The organism is Mesorhizobium sp. L103C105A0 (genome assembly GCF_000502215.1).
Taxonomy (GTDB): Bacteria; Pseudomonadota; Alphaproteobacteria; order Rhizobiales; family Rhizobiaceae; genus Mesorhizobium.
In genome coordinates, this window is record NZ_AYXF01000003.1 from 281,929 (window position 1) to 301,351 (window position 19,423).

Consider the following 19,423-nt stretch of genomic DNA (forward strand, 5'->3'; position numbering starts at 1 on the left):
CATTCGAACCCATCACACTGAAGGTCTCTTGATGATATCGATAGGTACCTTTCGGTCAATTGAAAAGCCCTGATGGCGCCATCGATTGCGCCGATAGGATCAATGGCTGCGCCAAGGCTCCGTAGCTTCGCAGGCACAAAAAAGCCGACCGCCTCTTCGAGACGGCCGGCATGTATTTTCAGGCAAGCTATTTCGTTTCGCTGAGGACTTCGTCCCAGGTCTTCACCTTGGTTTCGCCATTGAGGAAGGGCAGTGCCGCGGCCGTCAGCTCCGGTGCGAAGAAGACATCGTAGTGGGTGCGATTGGGAATGATGGCCAGCCGGTTCTGCGACAGGTTCTCACGCATCCAGCCGGCATCCTTCAGCCCGCCGCCGAGCATCTGGTAGAACTTGATCTCGTGCTCGGGCTTGTACATGTCGCTGTCGCCATAGGCCAGCATGACTGGCATCTTCAGCTTCGCCACATCGGCGGAATAGTCGTAATCCTTGCGCATGAAATTGCCCAGCGCATCGAGCAGTTTGGGGAAATCGTCGGGACGTGGGGCGACGGCGACGTAGGATTTGTACATCGGCGTGTCCTTCATGAAATCGGCGGCGGCCGCGCTCACCTGCGCCTGCTGGCCGCGCATCTCGTCATAGAAGCCATTGGCGGCGAAGCCGGTCGAGACCAGGACCAGACGTCTCACCGTCTCGGGATGCTGAACGGCCATGCGGAAGGCGACGCCGCCGCCCAGCGAATAGCCAAGCACGTCGACCTTGTCATAGCCGAGCGCCTTGACGATACCAGCCATGTCGTCGCCCATCCCCTCCAGGCTGAAGGGTCGCTCGCCGAGCGCGGTGCGGCCATGGCCCTGCAGGTCGACGGCAATGATGGTGCGGTTTTCCGCCAGTCTAGGCAGCAACGGCGCGAACATGTCGGACGTGCCAAGGCCGCCATGCAGCAGAAGCAGCGGTTCGCCCTTGCCGTAGACGGCATAGTAGTAATTCAGGCCGTCGATCGGCAGCAGGCCGGACTTTTCCGGCTTCGGCATGGCTGTTGCTTCGGTGGTCATGGCGGGCTTGGTCTCCTCTGCATTGGCTGGGCCGGGCGCTGCAAACAAGGCAGCGACCGAGGCAAGAATGGCGAAATAGATTCGTCTGGACATGTCGGTCTCCTCAGGTTCCCCCCAAGGACGAGCGAGCACGCCGCGTGCCGACATGCCCTGCGAAAAAATCCGCGGAAGAATGATCGGTTTGGCTGTTGTCGATCGGTCGCGCGCCTCAGTGGCGCTTGGCTTGCACCAGATAGGCGTCGATCTCGGTCTCGCCGAGCCATTTGGCGGCTTCCAGCCGGTGCAGGCCCTCGACCAGGATGTGGCGCTTGCCGTCATGGCGAACCTGGATCGGCGTCTTCATGCCGTTTTCCAGTATGTCTTCGGCCAGATGCCGGACCGTTTCGGGATGCAGCGTCTTCTTGCGCGCCGTCGGCACGTAGATGTCGTCGACCTTGACCTTCTGCACTCTCAGCATGCCGGCTCCCGAGGCGGAACATACCGCCTCGCCTGAGATAGTCGGTTTGCCGGGTGCGGCCAAGAGCGGCCAAGCAATTGTGTCGTATGCAATTGCTGGCCCGATCGTTTCCATTTGACGCTTGGCCGGCAGATGGCCGAAATGGCGGCCTGTCACTTTTTCGGTGTTCATGACCCATCTGCCAACCGAATTTCCCGATTTCGGACTGACGCCCGAGCAGCGCCGCGAGGCAGTGCGCGGCCATTACTATGAATGGCCGGGAATGGACGGCGAGCGCGGCGAGATCTGGTGCTATTCTGATCGATTTTCCTACCGCGCCGGCGATACCGTGACGCTGCATGTCAGTTCGACAGTGCCGCGCTTCAGCATTGTCATTGTCCGCGACGGCGGCAGCGAGACAAAAGTCTTCGAGCAAACGGGGCTTTCGGCGCGCTGGCAGGATACGCCCGACCAGTGCTCGGTCGAAGGCTGCGGCTGGGAGGCGTCTTTCGAATTTCGCATCGGCAACGATTGGCCATCCGGCGCCTATCGGCTGACGCTGACGGCGGACGGGCGCGAGCCCATCCATTGCCATCACCTCATCATCGTCGCGCCCCTGCCCGGCAAAAAGCCCGGTCGCGTGCTGCAGGTGGCGGCGACGGGCACCTGGCTGTCCTACAACACCTGGGGCGGCTCCAACGCCTATCAGGGTATCACCGGACCTGGCCGCGACCAATATGCGCGCATGGTGTCGACGCAGCGGCCGTGGTGCCGCGGCTTTGTCGTGCTGCCCAAGGACGCGCCGCGCGTGCCCTTGGAGGTCGCGGTGCCGCCGAAAACCGTGCCGCGCTATCCGCACATGGAATGGGCGTACGCCACCGGACATTCGAAGAAATACACCTCCTCCGGCTGGGCGGGCTATGACTGCCACTTCTTCCGCTTTGCCGAGCGCGCCGGCTACGGCGTCGATCTCGCCAGCCAGCACGATTTGCACTTCTCGCCCGAAATCCTCGATGGCTATGACTGCGTGGTCTTCGTCGGCCATGACGAGTACTGGACCTGGGAAATGCGGGACGCCGTCGACAGCTACGTCGAGCGCGGCGGTCATGCGGCTCGCTTTGCCGGCAATTTCATGTGGCAGACAAGGCTCGAGGACGAAGGCCGCCGGCAGGTCTGCTACAAATACCGGGCGCGGGCCGAAGACCCGGCCTATAGCGGCGACGTCACCCGCGCCACCAATTCCTGGGAAGCGCCTGAGATCGGTCGTCCCGGTGCAATGACCTTCGGCCTCAACGCCACGCGCGGCGTCTATGCCGGTTGGGGCGGGTGCGCACCGCGCGGCGTGCGCGGCTTTCCGGTCTATCGGCCCGAGCATTGGGCCTTTGCCGGCACCGGCATCTATTATGGCGACCTGCTTGGCGCCGACAGCCATGTCTATGGCTATGAGGTCGACGGGCTCGATTTCGAGATCCGCGGCGGCCTGCCCTATCCGACACCGGACAGCGGTGCGCCTGACGGGCTGCAGGTGCTGGCCGTCGGCATGGCGAGCCAGGTCGAGGAAAGCGCCGACATCCCGATCGAGGACCAGTTTCTCACCGACGAGGATGGCCGCTTTACGGCCGAAACGCTGTTTGGCGAGGCGACCGACGCCAATCTGGAAAAGGTCAAACGCGGCAACGGCATGATCGTCAATTTCCCGCGCGGCAAGGGCGAGGTTTTCCACGCCGGAAGCTGCGAATGGGTGGCCGGCCTGCTCAGGCAGGATCCGATGGTCGAGCGCGTGACCAGGAATGTAATCGATCGCTACCTCGGAAAGTCCTGACATGCAGAAGCCCTCATCAACTGGTTCAGAAACGCGCGCGCCATCGCACCTGTTCTACCTCTCCAGCCTGCGCCGGCCGCTGATCGACCGCGCCGAAGGCATCTATATGTGGACGCAGGACGGCCGCCGCTTCATCGACGGATCGAGCGGGCCGATGGTCGCCAATATCGGCCATTCCAACCGCAACGTGCTCGACGCCATGAAGCGGCAGATGGACCGCGCCACCTTCGCCTACCGGCTGCATTTCGAGAACGAACCGGCGGAAGAACTGGCGCGGGAACTCGCCGGCAAACTGCCGGAGGGCATGGACCGAATCTTCTTCGTCTCCGGCGGTTCGGAGGCGACGGAATCCTGCATCAAGCTGGCGCGGCAATGGGCGGTCGCGACCGGCCAGCCGAAGCGCTGGAAGGTTATCACGCGTTTTCCCTCCTATCATGGCGGCACGCTGGGTTCGCTTTCGATAACCGGCGACGATGCGCTGGCCGAAACGTTCACACCGATGATGCGGGTGATGCCGACCGTGCCGGCGCCGACGGCATGGCGCGACCGCGACAATCTTTCGATGGAGCAGCGCGGCGTCCGCTATGCCGACATGCTGGAGGAGAAGATCCAGGCCGAGGGTCCGGACAGCGTGCTCGCCTTCATCATGGAGCCGATCGGCGGTGCGGCGACTTCGGCCCTCGTCGCACCGGACAGCTATTATCCGCGTATAGGCGAGATCTGCGACCGCTACGGCATCCTGCTCATCCATGATGAAGTGATGAGCGGCGCCGGCCGCACCGGAAAATTCCTTGGCGGCGACCATTGGAACTGCAAGCCCGACATCGTCGCGCTGTCGAAGGGGCTTGGCTCCGGCTATGCGCCGCTCGGCGCGCTGGCCGCCCCGATGCGGCTGGTCGAGCCGCTGCTGGCGTCGGGCGGCTTCCAGCATGGCCACACCTATGCTGGCAATCCGCTCGCCTGCGCGGCCGGGCTCGCCGTGCTCGGCGAGATGGACCGCCTCGACCTGATCGCCAATGCCGCCGCGATGGGCGACGTGCTGATGGACGGGCTGAAAGGGCTGGCGAAGCGTTTTCCGTTCATCGCCGATGTCCGAGGCAAAGGCCTGCTCACCGGCGCCGAGATGGTTGCCGATCCCGAAACTCTACGGCCGATCGAACAGGGCAAGAAAGCCACGCAGCGCCTGCTCGACCTCGCCTACGAGCGCGGGCTGATCATCTACGGCCGCAGGGTCAAGGGCGGTGTCGACGGCGACAATTTCATGGTGGCGCCGCCGATGATCGTCACGGCTGAAGAGGTCGGCGAGATCATTTCCATCATCGGCGATTCGCTGGAAGTTCTGGCCGCCGAACTCGACCTGCCGGTCGAAGGCTGAGGGCTAAAGAATGGCGCCGAGGAAAGTCATCATCACCTGCGCGGTCACTGGCTCGGTGCACACCCCGTCCATGTCGCCCTATCTGCCGGTGACGCCGGACCAGATCGCGACCGACGCCATCGCGGCGGCCGAGGCTGGCGCCTCAATCCTGCATCTCCACGCCCGCGATCCCAAAGACGGCCGGCCGACCGCCGATCCTGAGGTGTTCATGCAGTTCCTGCCGCGCATCAAGCAAGCGACCGATGCGGTGATCAACATCACCACCGGCGGTTCGTCGCTGATGACGCTCGACCAGCGGCTGGCGGCACCACTGCGGGCCGAGCCGGAAATGTGCTCGCTCAACATGGGCTCGATGAATTTCGCGCTGTTCCCGATGCTCGACAAGCCAAGGGAGTGGCAGCACGAGTGGGAACCAAAGCTGCTCGAAGCCACGCGCGACACCATCTTCAAGAACACCTTTGCCGATATGGAAGGCGTGCTCGAAAAGCTCGGCAAGGGCTGCGGCACGCGCTTTGAGTTCGAATGCTACGATGTCGGCCATCTCTATTCGCTGGCGCATTTTCGCGACCGCGGGCTGGTGTCGGGGCCGCTGTTCATCCAGTTCGTGATCGGCATTCTCGGCGGCATCGGCGCCGATCCCGACAATCTCATCCATATGAAGCGCATCGCCGACAAGCTGTTCGGCGACAGCTACCAGTTCTCGGTCCTGGCAGCAGGCCGCAACCAGATGCCATTGATCTCGATCGCGGCGGCGATGGGCGGCAATGTCCGCGTCGGGCTGGAGGACAGTCTCTATGATGGCCGCCAGCTGGCGAAATCCAATGCCGATCAGGTGCGCAGGATACGTGGCATTCTCGATGGCCTGTCGCTGGAGGTGGCCACACCGGCGGAGGCGCGGGAGATGCTGGCGCTGAAGGGTGGGGACCGGGTGGCGTTTTGAGATGATTGAGATGGCGGCGCCCAGTCGCACCCCCCTCTGTCCTGCCGGACATCTCCCCCTCAAGGGGGGAGATTGGATGTCGCCACGGCCTTCGCAAACTTCCAAAGTTGCAGGATGGACGGCAGCGCAGAAACTGCTGATCTCCCCCCTTGAGGGGGAGATGGCCGGCAGGCCGGAGGGGGGTGCCTTGGCATCATACCTCCAGTGACTGCCTCGCCTAAAGTCACCCTCCGCTCCGGCACCATCGACGACGTCGACACCATCCACGCCGCGTTGCTCAAGCTTGGCACCCATATCGGCGCGCATCAGGAGATCACGTCCACCGCAGGCGATCTCCGCCGCTACGGCTTTGGCGACAAACCCGCCTTCTCCACCCTGATCGCCGAGATCGGCGGCGATTTTGCGGGGCTCTGCCTGCATTTCCCGATCTTCTCGACATGGATGGGGCGGCCCGGCGTCTATATCCAGGACCTCTATGTCGAGGACCGGTTTCGCGGCCGCAAGATCGGCGAAAGACTGCTGCGCCGGGTCGCGCGCGACTGCCGCCGGGATGGCGGCGCCTATCTCAGGCTGTCCGTCGACACCGACAATGACGGCGCCAAGGCTTTTTATGAGCGGCTGGGCATCGCCTGGTCGAGCTACGAGCAGACGCAGAAGATTGTTGGCGATGCCTTTTTCGCCTTTGCCGATGCAGCGCAGGATGGGGACGCGGAATGAAAGCCTTCTTTGCCGAGGAGCAGAAACGCCACGACCCGAAGGCCTTTCTGTCCAGCGGTGCGCCGCAGCCCAATCCCGAACAGCCGGAGCGGGTAGAGCGATTGTTAGCCGGCGCGAAATCCGCCGGATTGATGATCGAGCGGCCCAGGGAACATGGCCTAGGCCCGGTGGCGGCCGTGCATACGCCGGAGTATCTCGCCTTCCTCGAACACATTTTTGCGCGCTGGCAGCGCATCGAGGGCGCATCCGCGGAAGTCATGCCCAACATCCATCCACTGGCCCGCACAGGGTCCTATCCGGCCTCGGCGGTCGGCCAGGCCGGCTACCACATGGCCGACACCGCTTGCCCGATCTCCGCCGAAACCTGGCAAAGCGCGCTGTGGAGCGCCTGGAGTGCAGTCGAGGCAGCCGAAGCGGTGATATCGGGCGCGCCTGCCGCTTATGCGCTCTGCCGGCCGCCCGGCCACCACGCCTTTGCCGATGTCGCCGGTGGCTTCTGCTTCATCAACAATTCGGCGGTCGCAGCCCAGGTGTTGCGCAAGCAGGCGGCGCGGGTGGCGATCCTCGATGTCGACCTGCATCACGGCAACGGCACGCAAGGCATCTTTTATACGCGTTCCGACGTCCTGACGGTGTCGCTGCACGCCGATCCGGTGCGCTTCTATCCGTTCTTCTGGGGCCATGCCGATGAGCGCGGCGAAGGTCCGGGCCTCGGCTATAATTTCAACCTGCCATTGCCGCGCAAATCAGCCGACGCGGCGTTTCTGGAGGCCCTCGAAGTGGCGTTCCAGCGTATCCGCGCCTTTTCGCCGGACGCGCTGGTCGTGGCGCTCGGTCTCGATCCGTTCGAGGGCGATCCGTTCGGCGGGCTTTCGGTGACCACGCCCGGTTTCTCGCGGATCGGCGAGGCAATTGCCAAGCTTGGCCTGCCGACGGTTATCGTCCAGGAAGGCGGCTATCTCTGCGACGCGCTCGGCGACAATCTCACGGCGTTCCTCACCGGTTTCGGCGGCAAACAGCGATAGCTGACTAGCGCTGCTGCCTCAGCATGGCGATCACCCGGTGCACGCTTTCCAACGTCTCGTCGATCTCTGCCGCCGTGTTGTAGTGCGCAATACCGATGCGCACGACTCCCTGCTCGGCCGGAATGCCGAGATGGTGGACGATCTCCCAGGCGTAGTTGTGACCCGACCATAGAAAAATGTTCTCGGCATTCATCTGCCGCACGATCGTCTCTGGCACGATGCCGTCGACGGTGAAGGACACGGTCGGCACGCGCTCAATGACACGCTTCTGATCTGTGATGCCGCGGATGGTCAGGCCCTCAATGGCGGACAGCCCATCGATCAGCCTCAGCGCCAGCGGGTTTTCGTAGGCGATCGACACTTCGTATGCCTTTGCGATCTTTTGCCTTCGCGAACCGCCCTCGCCGGCCGCAGCACCGAGTTCGGCGAAGTAATCGACCGCTGCGGTAAGTCCGGCCATCAGTTCGATCTGCGGCGTGCCGAGTTCGAAGCGCTCCGGCAGGCCATTGGAAGAGCAACGGCATTTGTAGGGTTGCAGCGCATCGATGATGTCGCGGCGTCCCCACAATATGCCCATATGCGGGCCGAAAAATTTGTAGGCCGAGCAGATCAGGAAGTCGCAGCCGAGATCCTGCACGTCGACCAGCCCGTGCGGCGCGAACTGGACGGCATCGACATAGACCAGCGCCCCGGCCTGTTTGGCAATTCGCGTCAGCGCCTTGACCCGGTTGATCGAGCCGGTGAGGTTCGAGGCATAGTTCAGCGCCACGAGCCGAGTCTTGTCGGTGAGCAGAGCGCTGAGCGCCGCCTCCTCGACCTGCCAGCTCTTTTCGTCGAAGGGCAGGAAGCGCACGACGAGGCCAAGATCTTCGGCCAGCTGCAGCCAGGGCGAGACGTTGCCCTCATGATCCATGCGGGTGACGATGATCTCGTCGCCCGGCTTGAAGCCGCGGCCGAGCGTGCGCGACATGTGATAGGTCAGCGTCGTCATGTTGGCGCCGATGATTATTTCCTCCGCGCTCGCTGCACCCAGGAAATCGGCCATCGCCGCATGGGCGTCGTCGAACACCTTTTGCGCGGCAAGCGTGGTTTCGAAATAGCCGCCGAGATTGGCGTTGGTGGTGAGGAGACAGCGCGCCACCGCGTCGGCAACCGCTTGCGGCACCTGCGTGCCGGCCGGATTGTCGAGATAGATGCGCCGGCGGCCCTTGTCGGTCAGGTCCAGCGCCGGAAATTTTCCCCTGACGGTCTCGATCGGAAAATCCATGGCTGTCCCTTCCCCTTGTCTTTGCTCGGCAATTCCGGCCAAATGGTCTGCTTATGGGCACGGATTGCCGACGCGCTGGTGGATCGCATCCACGCCCTTCTGCATCTCGTCGGTCCAGGTCACGTCGGCTGACGACAGCGCCATCTCAAGCTGGGCAATCGTCGTCGCGCCGATGATGCTGGAAGTGACGAAAGGCCGGCTGGCGACATAGGCGTTGGCAAACAGCGCCGGTTCAAGGCCGAAGGAACGCGCCAGTTTATTGTATGCGAGCTGCGCCTCCGCCGCATTTGGCGTCTCGTAGCGCTGGCCGCGGTTGAACAGCTGCGAGCGCGAACCCTGCGGCCGTGCGCCATGGTCGTATTTGCCGGTGAGATAGCCCTGCGCCAGCGGCGAATACGCGAGAAAGCCGACATCCTCGCGTTCGCAGGCCTCGGCGAGGTTCACCTCGAACGTGCGGTTGACCAGATTGTAGGCGTTCTGCAGCGAAACGACGCGCGGGCCGACGCCCTTGTCGGCCTCGGCGATGAAGCGCATGACGCCCCAGGAGCTTTCGTTCGACAGGCCGAGATGGCGGATCTTTCCCGCCTTCACGAGCTCCTCGAAGACGGCGAGTGTCTCGGCGATCGGCGTCTCGCCGGGCGGCGCGCCAACGGCATCGGCACGGCGCGGCACAGCACCCACGCGGGTCGGGTTGGCGCCCCAGGGGATGTCGCGCTCCGGCCAGTGGATCTGGTAGAGGTCGAGATAGTCGGTGCCGAGCTTGGCCAGCGATTTGTCGATGGCGTCAAAGATGTCGGCGCGCACCAGTTTTGACGGCCGGTCGCCACGAAACCAGCGGTTGGCGGTGCGGCCGACCACTTTCGAGGCCAGGATGACCTTGTCGCGATTGCCCTTGGCCTTCATCCAGCTGCCGATGAACTTCTCCGTCCGCCCCTGCGTCTCCTCCTTGGGCGGTATCGGGTAGAGCTCGGCCGTGTCGATGAAATTGACCCCGCGCTCAAAGGCCAGATCCATCTGCGCATGGCCTTCGGCCTCGGTGTTCTGCTCGCCCCAGGTCATCGACCCCAGGCAGATCTGGGTAACAAGAAGATCGGTCCGACCGAGACGGCGTTTGTGCATGGGGTTTCTCCGGCGGGAGGTTTGCGCGGACGGCGCGGGGAGGAGATTCCAGCATAAAGCAAAGGCTGCGGCTTCTCCAACCCCCTGCCGGCTCCGGGTGGTGCCTCAGTTTGAATTCCTGAGCCACGGGATAGTCGCACGGCATTCACTCTCAGCCGCCTCAGCGGTCTCGTAAAATCCTCCTCCGAAGCTGTTTTCGGAGGGTGCCCAGTAAGCATATCTCTCGTCGAGACCGTGTTCGCCTTCGTACCAAGCGTCCTCACGGAACGTGTAATAAGAAGCTTCACCTACTTCAAATCTGACGATATTGGCCCGTGCAAGCCGATCATCTCGATAGATCGTTTTGAGTACAGTGCTCATCCCAGTCGCTTTTTTTGCAAGGTCCGCGCTTTTCCGGCTTTGGCGCAACGCGCGTCCATCTTCTCGCAACGCTCTTTCATCGACCAGGCTGATACACTACTCGGCTCCAACCTTTGCGTGAATTGTGAGAGTGCTCTAACGGCGTGCCCCAGCCAAAGCCCGCCGCTTGGCTTCGTCGATCAACATGTTGGCCACCTGCATGCGGATCATGGCGCGCTGGCGCAGATGCGGCGCGACACGGTCGGGATGGTTGGCGAAAGCGAAGCTGCGGCGCATGCGGCCGAGATCGGCGTTCTTGACGGGATGATCGAGGCCGAGTTCGACCGCGATTGCGTCAGGATCGATCGGTGGCAGCTTCTCCTCGGGCTTTGCTTCCTCGCCGGCCAGTGCCAGCTTGGCCTGGTCGAGAAGGGCTGCGAATTCGGCGGCAAGATCGGACCCCGCTTCGCGATACTCGGCCGTGAAGGTTTCGCCGGAGACCTTGATGCGGCCGGAATGAAGCTCGTCGGCCACGGAGAGATAGTCGAACGGGATCGACGGCCGCGCGCCTGTCTCCCCGCCAGCCTCGTCCTTGTCGGAGGCGACGAACAGATCGTCGAGCAAGGAAGCGAAATCCCGCTTGGCGCCGATGTCAGCCTCCCCCTCGTTTTGCGCATGCGAACAGAGCCGGTCGCACCATAGAACCGGCTCGTTAAAAATGAATGCCACTGATCTTAACCAGTTTAGGCGTTCGCCGGGCTTGCGCGACCGGTTGATGGTGCAGCTCAACAAAAAGCCGGACTGCATTTGCATGCAGTCCGGAAATTCGCCAGGAGTGGCGAGGAAAAGCCGGCCATGTGCCAGCGTCTATGCATACGGTGGGGATGCGCCACAAGTTTCAGCGCACGCGGCAATTGTGCCGAAAAAAATTCGCTTGGAATGGCTGCCATGCAAATGCTGCACTGCACAATCTTCACAATTTTCCTATACTCGGCGCCGTGGAGGATCAACAAGGGGCCGAATCATGGGGTTCTTCACTGAAATGTTTGCCCGTCCGCGTCCGCAGGAGCATCTGCGTTATCGTTCCGCACTGGCGTTGCTGCATTCGATGAGCAATGCCGACCGCGCCGACATCGGCATCAAGCCGGCCGACTTCCCGCGCATAGCCCGCGAAATGTCCGTGCGCTGAACCAGCGCGAGACGAGGTTTCCCGGCAGCGACCGGGAAACCTCGGAATGCCGAATTCGTCAACGATTCCCGAGATAGGCACCCTTGGTCAGCGGCACGCCATTGTGGCGCAGGATGTCGTAAGCCGTGGTCACGTGGAAATAGAAGTTGGGCATGGCGACATGCAGCAGATACTGCATGCCTGGCATCGAGGCTTCGCGCTGGCCAAACTTCAGTTCGACCACCCTTTCATCCGAACCCTCGAATTCGGCGGCTGAGAATGACGCCAGCAGATCGAGCGTCTTGGTCAGGCGCGCCTGCAACTCGGCGAAGGTCGCTTCATTGTCTTCGTATTTCGGCACCTCGCGACGGGCCAGCCGTGATGGCGCGCCCTTGGCGTGGTCGGTGGCGACCTGCACCTGCCTGACCAGCGCGTACATGTCGGGCGCCAACCTCGCGGTCAAAAACACCTGCGGGTCGATCTTGCGCTCGGTTGCATTCTGTTCGGCCGCCGACAGCACGCCGGACAGCGCCTTCAGCCTGGCCGAAAACACCGGCACCGAGGCTTCATACATCGATAGTGTCACGTTCAAATCTCCATTGCGGCTGAAGCGCCGACGGCGGGACGTAGCGCCTTCCCGGAGGATTTTTCAAGCGTCACCACGTCGCCGCAATCTCTATGATAGACTCCTTTCGTGGTGGAGATTCTCCGATGAGACGCGTCTTTCTGGCAGCGGCCGCCTTTTGCTCCCTTGCCGCATCCGGCCAGGCTGTGTTCGCCGACGATGAACCGGCAGCCGATGACCAAGCCCCTTACGTCGATGACAGGTCGGACGCCGCAGCCGTCATCCGCTCGCTCTACAGCGCCATCAACCGGCACGAATTCGCCCGCGCCTGGGCTTACTACGGCGATACCAAGCCGGCAAAGGATTTTGATACCTTCGTCAAGGGCTATGACGGCACCGACAAGGTCGACGTCGAAACCGGCGCCATTTCCGATGAAGGTGCGGCCGGCAGCATCTATTACAGCGTTCCGGTCGCCATCCGCGCCACCGACAAGGACGGCAAGGAAGCAGTTTTCGCCGGCTGCTACACGCTGCGCCAGGTCAGCGCTCAGATCCAGGCCCCGCCGTTCCGACCGATCTTTATCGACAAGGGCGCGCTGAAGCCATCCAAGGCCGATTTCGAGGGGGCGCTGCCGCCAAGCTGTGGTGACGGGCCGCCGCCGCCGAAGAAGGACACCGCACTCGAGCACGTGAAGAAACTGTTCGCCGCTGATTATGGCGATCAGTGTGACAAGCAATTTCTCGGCGAGGAGCCGAACATCTTTTCGATCAAATACAAGGCAAAGGACGCGGCTGCCAGCGATCCCGACAAGGAAACGCGGCTTTTCGAGTTCTACTGCCAAGCGGCAGCCTATAACGCAAGTTCGGTCTACTACATGACCGACGAAGTATCGGGCGTGCGGCAGTTGCAGTTCACCGAGCCCGAAATGGATATCCGTTACGAGAACAATGACAGCGACGGCAAACTGCTGGGCATGGATATCATCGGCTTCCGCACAACCGGCTGGGCGGCCAATTCCGAATATGACGAAGAAGCCAAGACGCTGACCACGTTCAACAAATGGCGCGGCATCGGCGACGCCTCGGACAAGGGGATATACCTGTTCCGTAACGGCGATTTCTCCCTCGTCCAATATGATGTGGACGCGTCTTACGATGGCGAGGAGAACCCGCAGACGGTGGTCGACTACAACACCGCGCCGTAGGGGTCTTAGCAGGAACCGCCGCGCTCAAGCAGTCCTTCACATTCGCCTTCTCGTTTCAGGCCGGGAACGCATCGGCCGGAAGAAGGCGCGAATGTCTTCGACCAGAAGACTCGGTTCCTCCAGCGCAGCGAAATGGCCGCCTCGCGGCATCGATGTCCATCGCTGAACGTCAAAGACCCGCGCCACCCAGGATCGAGGCGGCATCGGCAACTCGCGAGGGAAAAGCGCTACCCCAAATGGCGGCGAAACGCGTTCCAGCGTCTCGAACGCAAGAGGGAACAGTCGATTCTCCTTGTAGAGCCGCAAGGACGAGGTGAGCGCGTTGCTGAACCAATAGAGCGAAACATCCGTAAGGAGCGTGTCCATGCCGAAGGTGCGCTCCACGTCACCGTCGCAATCGCTCCAGCTACGGAACTTCTCGATCATCCAGGCTGCGAGACCGATCGGCGAGTCTGTCAGAGCATAAGCAAGCGTCTGAGGCTTCGTGCCCTGCAGATGGGCATAGGCGCCCTCCGTTGCCGTCCAGGCCGCGGCGTTGTCCAGAAAGGCCTGCTCCTCAACGGTGACGGGTGGCAGACCTGCACCCAAGGGTGGCCGATAGCTCCCGGGAATGTAATTGACGTGGACGCCAAGCACGCTTTCGGAATGGAGCCGTGCCATCCAGGCGGAAACGCCCGCCCCGATGTCGCCTCCTTGGGAAGCGAAGCGGTCTTAGCCGAGCCCCCGCATCAACTGTACCCATAACTCCGCGATGCGGCCGGAATGGAAGCCTGGTTCCGTCGGCGCCTGGGAAAAGCCGTATCCGGGCAAGGAGGGAACTACCACGTGGAAAGCGTCGGCCGGGTCACCACCATGGGCAGCTGGGTCTGCCAGCAATGGAATGACGTGTTCCATTTCGATGAACGAGCCGGGCCAGCCATGCGTTATGATCAGCGGCAGCGGCGCCGGTCCGTTGCCTGGCTGGTGGACAAAGTGGACATCTAGGTTGTTCAGCCTCGTCAGATATTGCGGCAGCCGGTTCAGCCGCGCCTCTTGCACTCTCCAGTCGAAGCGGTCTCGCCAGTAATCCGCAAGGCGCTTGATGAACGGCAGGTCGGCCCCATCACTCCAGCCCGCTTCGCTTAGCGGAATTGGCCATCGTGTTGCGCTAAGCCGGCGCTGGAGATCTTCAAGTTGTTCGTTCGGAATTTGGATCTTGAAGGGGTGAGCGTCCATCGCTGTGCTTCCGATCTGTTGGATCATATCAGCCTACCCCAGTAAGGATATCGGCCGAACCATGATCGCCAAAACCAACGGGCACCTCTGGGCCATATGCCTCAGGGCGCTTTTGACAGCATCCAGTTCAACGTTTGGCGCCAGTCCACCATGCGGATCGGCGTGCCGTGGGTGCCCGTTTCAAAACGGACGAACCGGGTCGGATAGGCTTTCGAGTTCGCAATGATGGAGCGGAAGAAGGCTTCCTGTTTCTCCACGGGAAAGACCGGGTCCTTGCTGCCCTGGCCGAAAAACACCGGCACGTGACGCCTGTAAGCCGGGCTCGAAAGGAAGCTGTCATCCCATAGCGAGCCGAGCAGCAGCAGCCCGCTGATGCGCCGTCCGGTATCGTCGCGGCCGGCAAGTTTCCAGCACAGCGCACCACCCATCGAGCCGCAGGCGACGAAAATCTTCGCGTCCGGCGAGGCCTCGGCATAGTGGCCGATCAGGGCTGCGATCTGCGCCGCGCCCTTGTCGCCGAAATCGGTGAAATCGGGTGAGAGATAAAGGCCGCCATTGCCGGCCATCAGGTTCTTGATGCGGTTGAAATTGCCGCCGAAGGTGAAGTCGTCGACACCCTGCTTGCGGCTGCCGCCCTGCCCGTGCAGGTAAAGCACGATGATGCCGGCGCCATCGGTCTTGCCGACAGCGACATGCCTGACATCCCCGGCATCGGTTTTCAGCATCAAATCCTGCTGCACCTTGCGCACGCCGGTGTCGGTATACTGCGCATGCACGCGCTTTTCCGGCACTTCGTCGCGGTCGTTGATGTCGCGCATCTCGCGATAGTCGATGACGGTGTAGGCGCCTTTGTCCGTGGACGAGAGCGTCGCCGGATAGGCGAAGAGGTCATCCTTGTAGGGTTTTAGTTCGAGCGCGTCGGCGTGGGCGGCAGAGAACAGGAAAAAGAGCGAAATCAGAAGGCTATGGAGCGCGGCCGCCCCCCTCTGGGCTGCCGGCCATCTCCCCCTCAAGGGGGGAGATTGGATATCACGCCGCCTTCCGCCAATCTTCAAAGCTGCAGGATAGACGCCGCCATCGAGGCTGCTGATCTCCCCCCTTGAGGGGGAGATGGCCGGCAGGCCAGAGGGGGGTAGAAGCGCTGAGGCAAGTAAAGAGAGAGCCATGCTAAAGGCATGCGTTTTTCGGCTTCGCTTTGTCAATCCTGCAGCACGCCGCCGGCGTCTTCCAGCGCCTCACGGGTGTCGACATCGATCGACGCGCCGTCGCCGATCTCGACGTCGATGACATCCAGTCCCTCGGCCTCGACCAGATGGCGGGCGCCGGTGTCGCCCTCGAGGTGAGCGATGCCTCCAAACAGCGCGCGTGGCAGCAGCACCGGATTGCCGCGGCGGCCGTCATGGGCGGCACGCACCACTGAGCGGCCGCCGTCCCTACGGAAGGCCTCGATCAACCGGTCGAGATCGGCCGATGAGATACCCGGCATGTCGCCGAGGACGATCATGGCGCCGGCCGCCTCGGCTCCAACGCGGGCAATGCCGGCTTTTAGAGACGAGGAAAGGCCGTCGGCAAAATCCGGATTGTCGGCGAAGATCACGTCGAGGCCGGTCAAGGCTTGGTGCACCCGCTCACGCTGGTGGCCGGTGACGACAACGGTGCTGGTTGCCTTCGAGGCCAGTGCGCGCTCGACTGTCCGGCGCACCAGCGGTTTGCCGTCGAACAGCGCCAGAAGCTTGTTCGGCCCGCCCATGCGGCTGGAGCGACCGGCGGCCAGAAGCACGATCTCGACCTTCAGCCCGGCTCTCGCCGGCAGCGGCTCGCGCGGCTGCGGCCGGGTCGGGATTTCCATCAAGAGGCCGCCAACGCCCATGCCGGCGATGTCCTTGGCGGTGACGTCGAGACCGGCGATCAGCCTGTCGAGCACCCAATCGAAACCGTTCTCCTTGGGGCTGCGGGCGCAACCGGGCGCGCCGATGACGCGCTTGCCGTCGAGCGTGCCCAGCACCAGCAGATTGCCGGGATCGACGGGCATGCCCGCGCGGATCACCGTGCCACCTGCTGCCTCGATCGCCGCCGGAACGACATCGTTGAAATCGCTCATCGCCGAGGCGCCGAAGATCACCACCATGTCGTTGTCGCGCGCCAGCGCGGCGGCGGCCTCGGCGACGGGCGCAATTTCGTGCGGCGTGCGGCGCTCCGTCGTCAGCCGGCCGCCGGAGCGTGCCAGCCGCGCTTCGGTGACGCGTAGCGTCTTGTCGAGCACGCTCGCCTTGATGCCGGGCAGCACCGTCTGGATGACGCCGATGCGCACCGGATGGTAGGCGTTGACGGCGAAGATCTCGCCGCCGGCGCAGATCTTTGTCACCGCATCGACAAGGGCCGAGGCAACGGCGAACGGGATGATCTTGACCGTCGCCACCATCTGGCCCTGCTCAACCGGCGCGTGCTGCGCCAGCGTGGCGATGGTGATGGTCGGGTCGACCGCATTGATGGCGTCGATCATGGCGGCATCGACGGTGAAGAGACCGGCGGCCTTGGCATGGAGGTTGACGCGGCCGGTCGCGGCCGGTTTTGCCTCTATGTTGCGGTGGGCCATGCTGGCAGCAATCTTTTCGGCCGCCGCATCCTCGCTGAGGTCATCGGCGGCAAGCACCGCCACGACGATCTCGGTAATGCCGGCCGCCTTCAGCACCGCCACGTCCTGCGTGCTCAGCCTGTGCGCCTTGCGGAAACGCCGCTCGCCCGCCGTCGTGGCATGCGCCAGCACCGCGCCTTGCGCCTTGTCGATTGGAACCGGACCGAATCTCACGCCGCAGCGCCTTTCGATTCCAGCCCGCGCGAGCGAAAGGCGTGGATCGTCTGCGCCAGGATGGCGACGGCGATCTCGGCCGGGCTCGCCGCGCCAATGTCGATACCGATCGGTGCGTGGATGCGGGCGATCTGGTCGGCGCTGGCGCCGAGCGCCAGCAGGCGCTCGACGCGCCTGGCGTGTGTTTTGCGGCTGCCGAGTGCGCCGACATAGAAACAGTTGGCGTCGAGCGCGGCCTTCAGTGCGAAATCGTCGATCTTCGGATCATGGGTTACGGCGGCGAGCGCCGTATAGCTGTCGAGCGGCTGGCGTTTCAGCACATCCTCCGGCCATTCGGCATGGAGTGCTACATCGGGAAAACGGTCCGGGGTGGCGAAGGCGGTGCGCGGATCGACGATCTCCAGGGGATAGCCGGCGATCCTGGCCATCGGCGCCAGCGCCTGACTGATATGGACGGCGCCGACTACCACCAGGCGCGGCTGCGGCAAATGCGCGTTGAGGAAGAAGGTGCGCCCTTCAGCCTCGACCGAACCGGAATTGCCGGTGCGAAATGCCTTGGCGATCGCTTGCCCGAGATCGCCGGCAACCTGGTCGCCTTCGCGCACGATGCGGTCGCGGCCGTCGCCGAGATCGGTGACCAGGATCGCGGCGCGGCGGGCCCGGCGTTCGGCATTGAGCGTTTTGAGAGCGTAGGGATCCATGCCTAACCAAGCCGCTCCACATAGACCTTGATGCGGCCGCCGCAGGACAGGCCGACCTGCCAGGCGGTTTCGTCGGCAACGCCGAACTCCAGCATTTTGGCCTTGCCGCTATCGATGACGTCGATCGCCTCGCTTACCACGGCGCCCTCGACGCAGCCGCCCGAGACCGAGCCGTGGAAATTGCCTTCGGCGTCGATGACCAGATGACTGCCAACCGGCCTCGGCGCCGAACCCCAGGTCTCGACCACAGTGGCGATGGCGACATCCTTGCCGTCCTTCATCCAGCCTTCCGCGATGATCAAGGGGTCGCGGGCCTCATCGAGATAGATGCTGTTGTCCATGATCGCTTGCCTCAAAGTCTGTTTTTCTCTGGGAGCCTGTTTTCGGAATCCAATATGGCTATGCGGCGCGCCTGACACCAGCGTCCAGCCAGCGACGCGGATCGACCGAAGCGGCGGATTTCTTGTCCAGCGAGGCGCAGAGGTCGGCCAGCGCATCGAGATTGTGTACCGAGCGGAACTCGTCGACATGAGGCAGCATCGCTCTGACGCCGCGGGCGCGGGCCTCGAAACCGTCGAAGCGCAATAGGGGATTCAGCCAGATCAGCCGCCGGCAGGATTTGTGCAGGCGATCCATCTCCTCCGACAGGCCGGCGACATCGTCGCGCTCCAGCCCGTCGGTGATCAGCAGCACCACCGCACCCTGCCCGAGCACGCGGCGTGACCAGTGCTTGTTGAACTCCGCCAGCGTATCGCCGATGCGGGTGCCGCCCGACCAGTCCTTCACCGCCGCCGAGCAGTCGGCAAGGGCGGCATCGGGGTCGCGATGGCGCATCTGCCGCGTGAGATTGGTCAGCCGCGTGCCGAAGACGAAGGTGTGCACGCGCCGCCGTTTTTCGGTCAGCGCATGCAGAAAGTGCAGGAAGATGCGCGTGTACTGGCTCATCGAACCGGAGATATCGGCGAGAACCACCAGCGGCGGATGCACTTCGCGGGCTGAGCGGAATTTCGGCAGGATCAGTTCGCCGCCGGTGCGCGCGGCCGAGCGCATCATGGCGCGTGGATCGATACGGCGGCCATGCAGGTCTGCCTTGAAGCGTCGGGTACGGACCATGTCGAACGGCAGCCGCAGCCGGGCAATCGCCTTCTTGGCGTCTGCCATCTCGTCGGCATTCATCTGGGCAAAGTCCTTGCCGCGCAGCACTTCATTCCCGGAGAAGGTTAGCCGGGCGTCGACTTCGATCTCCGGGATTTCCCTGACCGGCCGATTCTTCTCGTGGCCTTCGAACATGGCCTGGCTGACGCGGTTTTCTGCCGCGCGCGGCTTTTGCTTCTCCCTGGTGTCGGGCGCCACCGGCGAGAACATCACCAGAAGTTTCTCGATCAGCTCGCGCGATTTCCAGAACAGCCGGAAGGCTTCGTCGAAAACAGGGTGATCCTCGTGCCGCGACACCAGCACGGCATGCAGCGTCCAGTAGAAATCGTCGCGCGAACCGATGCCGGCTGCCAGCACCGCCTCGATCCCATCCTTGACCGAAGCCGGCCCGACCCGCATGCCGGATTTGCGCAAGGTGCGGGCGAAATAGACGATGTTGTCGGCGATGCGCCCGTCTTCCGTCGCCTCTCTGGGTTCGGTCTCTTTGGGGTAAGCACCCGGCGCCTTCACTGCC

20 protein-coding genes are annotated in these 19,423 nt (G+C 63.1%); 7 read left to right on the forward strand and 13 right to left on the reverse strand.

Going from position 1 to position 19,423, the window contains the following annotated elements:
* Window positions 1-187: 187 nt before the first annotated feature.
* Together X727_RS152770 and X727_RS152765 are read right to left on the reverse strand one after the other, a co-directional pair.
* On the reverse strand, window positions 188-1,144 hold the full coding sequence (locus tag X727_RS152770; RefSeq protein ID WP_023834154.1) for an alpha/beta hydrolase: 957 nt from the start codon (window positions 1,142-1,144) through the stop codon (window positions 188-190).
* 115 nt (window positions 1,145-1,259) lie between these two features.
* On the reverse strand, window positions 1,260-1,508 hold the full coding sequence (locus X727_RS152765) for a ParB N-terminal domain-containing protein (RefSeq protein ID WP_008875526.1): 249 nt from the start codon (window positions 1,506-1,508) through the stop codon (window positions 1,260-1,262).
* Window positions 1,509-1,677: 169 nt separating this feature from the next.
* Between X727_RS152765 and X727_RS152760 the strand changes: the two genes are divergently transcribed.
* The 5 genes from X727_RS152760 (at window position 1,678) to X727_RS152740 (ending at window position 7,366) form a co-directional block, all read left to right on the forward strand.
* Window positions 1,678-3,309, forward strand: a complete 1,632-nt coding sequence (locus X727_RS152760) for a N,N-dimethylformamidase beta subunit family domain-containing protein (RefSeq protein WP_023834155.1) — start codon at window positions 1,678-1,680, stop codon at window positions 3,307-3,309.
* A gap of 1 nt (window position 3,310) precedes the next feature.
* Window positions 3,311-4,684, forward strand: a complete 1,374-nt coding sequence (locus tag X727_RS152755) for an aspartate aminotransferase family protein (RefSeq protein WP_023834156.1) — start codon at window positions 3,311-3,313, stop codon at window positions 4,682-4,684.
* 10 nt (window positions 4,685-4,694) lie between these two features.
* Window positions 4,695-5,624, forward strand: a complete 930-nt coding sequence (locus tag X727_RS152750; RefSeq protein ID WP_023739367.1) for a 3-keto-5-aminohexanoate cleavage protein — start codon at window positions 4,695-4,697, stop codon at window positions 5,622-5,624.
* Window positions 5,625-5,828: 204 nt separating this feature from the next.
* Window positions 5,829-6,341, forward strand: a complete 513-nt coding sequence (locus tag X727_RS152745) for a GNAT family N-acetyltransferase (RefSeq protein WP_023834157.1) — start codon at window positions 5,829-5,831, stop codon at window positions 6,339-6,341.
* The gene (locus X727_RS152740) at window positions 6,338-7,366 is read left to right on the forward strand and encodes a histone deacetylase family protein (RefSeq protein ID WP_023739369.1); all 1,029 of its coding nucleotides are present in this window, start codon (window positions 6,338-6,340) and stop codon (window positions 7,364-7,366) included. Before X727_RS152745 ends, X727_RS152740 begins: the two co-directional genes overlap by 4 nt.
* A gap of 4 nt (window positions 7,367-7,370) precedes the next feature.
* Here the strand turns inward: X727_RS152740 and X727_RS152735 are convergent, their stop codons facing one another.
* The 3 genes from X727_RS152735 to X727_RS152725 form a co-directional block, all read right to left on the reverse strand.
* Window positions 7,371-8,633 (reverse strand): cysteine desulfurase-like protein, encoded by a 1,263-nt coding sequence (locus tag X727_RS152735; RefSeq protein WP_023834158.1) that lies wholly within the window; start codon window positions 8,631-8,633, stop codon window positions 7,371-7,373.
* 51 nt (window positions 8,634-8,684) lie between these two features.
* Window positions 8,685-9,752 (reverse strand): aldo/keto reductase, encoded by a 1,068-nt coding sequence (locus tag X727_RS152730; RefSeq protein WP_023834159.1) that lies wholly within the window; start codon window positions 9,750-9,752, stop codon window positions 8,685-8,687.
* Window positions 9,753-10,247: 495 nt separating this feature from the next.
* A complete protein-coding gene (locus tag X727_RS152725) occupies window positions 10,248-10,715 on the reverse strand; it encodes a hypothetical protein (RefSeq protein ID WP_023745985.1) in 468 nt (155 codons plus the stop codon).
* Between the two features lie 400 nt (window positions 10,716-11,115).
* Between X727_RS152725 and X727_RS1000000166345 the strand changes: the two genes are divergently transcribed.
* Window positions 11,116-11,280, forward strand: coding sequence for a hypothetical protein (locus X727_RS1000000166345; RefSeq protein WP_023706483.1), 165 nt, complete (start codon window positions 11,116-11,118; stop codon window positions 11,278-11,280).
* Between the two features lie 58 nt (window positions 11,281-11,338).
* Here the strand turns inward: X727_RS1000000166345 and X727_RS152720 are convergent, their stop codons facing one another.
* The gene (locus X727_RS152720; RefSeq protein ID WP_023690171.1) at window positions 11,339-11,845 is read right to left on the reverse strand and encodes a DUF1993 family protein; all 507 of its coding nucleotides are present in this window, start codon (window positions 11,843-11,845) and stop codon (window positions 11,339-11,341) included.
* Window positions 11,846-11,970: 125 nt separating this feature from the next.
* On the opposite strand from X727_RS152720, the gene X727_RS152715 reads away from it, so the two are divergent.
* Window positions 11,971-13,029, forward strand: coding sequence for a DUF1176 domain-containing protein (locus tag X727_RS152715; RefSeq protein ID WP_023690172.1), 1,059 nt, complete (start codon window positions 11,971-11,973; stop codon window positions 13,027-13,029).
* 36 nt (window positions 13,030-13,065) lie between these two features.
* Here the strand turns inward: X727_RS152715 and X727_RS1000000168980 are convergent, their stop codons facing one another.
* The 7 genes from X727_RS1000000168980 to X727_RS152690 form a co-directional block, all read right to left on the reverse strand.
* The gene (locus X727_RS1000000168980) at window positions 13,066-13,617 is read right to left on the reverse strand and encodes a hypothetical protein (protein WP_245274158.1); all 552 of its coding nucleotides are present in this window, start codon (window positions 13,615-13,617) and stop codon (window positions 13,066-13,068) included.
* Window positions 13,618-13,740: 123 nt separating this feature from the next.
* Window positions 13,741-14,271 carry an epoxide hydrolase gene (locus X727_RS1000000168985; RefSeq protein ID WP_245265829.1) on the reverse strand — a complete coding sequence of 177 codons (531 nt, stop codon included), beginning with the start codon at window positions 14,269-14,271 and terminating at the stop codon, window positions 13,741-13,743.
* Between the two features lie 74 nt (window positions 14,272-14,345).
* The gene (locus X727_RS152710) at window positions 14,346-15,257 is read right to left on the reverse strand and encodes an alpha/beta hydrolase (RefSeq protein WP_245260151.1); all 912 of its coding nucleotides are present in this window, start codon (window positions 15,255-15,257) and stop codon (window positions 14,346-14,348) included.
* 185 nt (window positions 15,258-15,442) lie between these two features.
* Entirely contained in the window at window positions 15,443-17,053 is a 1,611-nt protein-coding gene (locus tag X727_RS152705; protein ID WP_023736529.1) for a molybdopterin-binding/glycosyltransferase family 2 protein, read from the reverse strand.
* Entirely contained in the window at window positions 17,050-17,754 is a 705-nt protein-coding gene (locus tag X727_RS152700; protein WP_023745984.1) for an XdhC family protein, read from the reverse strand. The genes X727_RS152705 and X727_RS152700 overlap by 4 nt, the downstream gene beginning before the upstream one ends.
* Window positions 17,755-17,756: 2 nt before the next feature.
* Window positions 17,757-18,095: an XdhC family protein gene (locus X727_RS152695; protein ID WP_023734542.1), complete on the reverse strand. Its 339-nt coding sequence runs from the start codon at window positions 18,093-18,095 to the stop codon at window positions 17,757-17,759.
* Window positions 18,096-18,153: 58 nt separating this feature from the next.
* Complete coding sequence (locus X727_RS152690) at window positions 18,154-19,419, reverse strand: VWA domain-containing protein (RefSeq protein ID WP_023834160.1); 1,266 nt, start codon at window positions 19,417-19,419, stop codon at window positions 18,154-18,156.
* Window positions 19,420-19,423 lie beyond the last annotated feature (4 nt).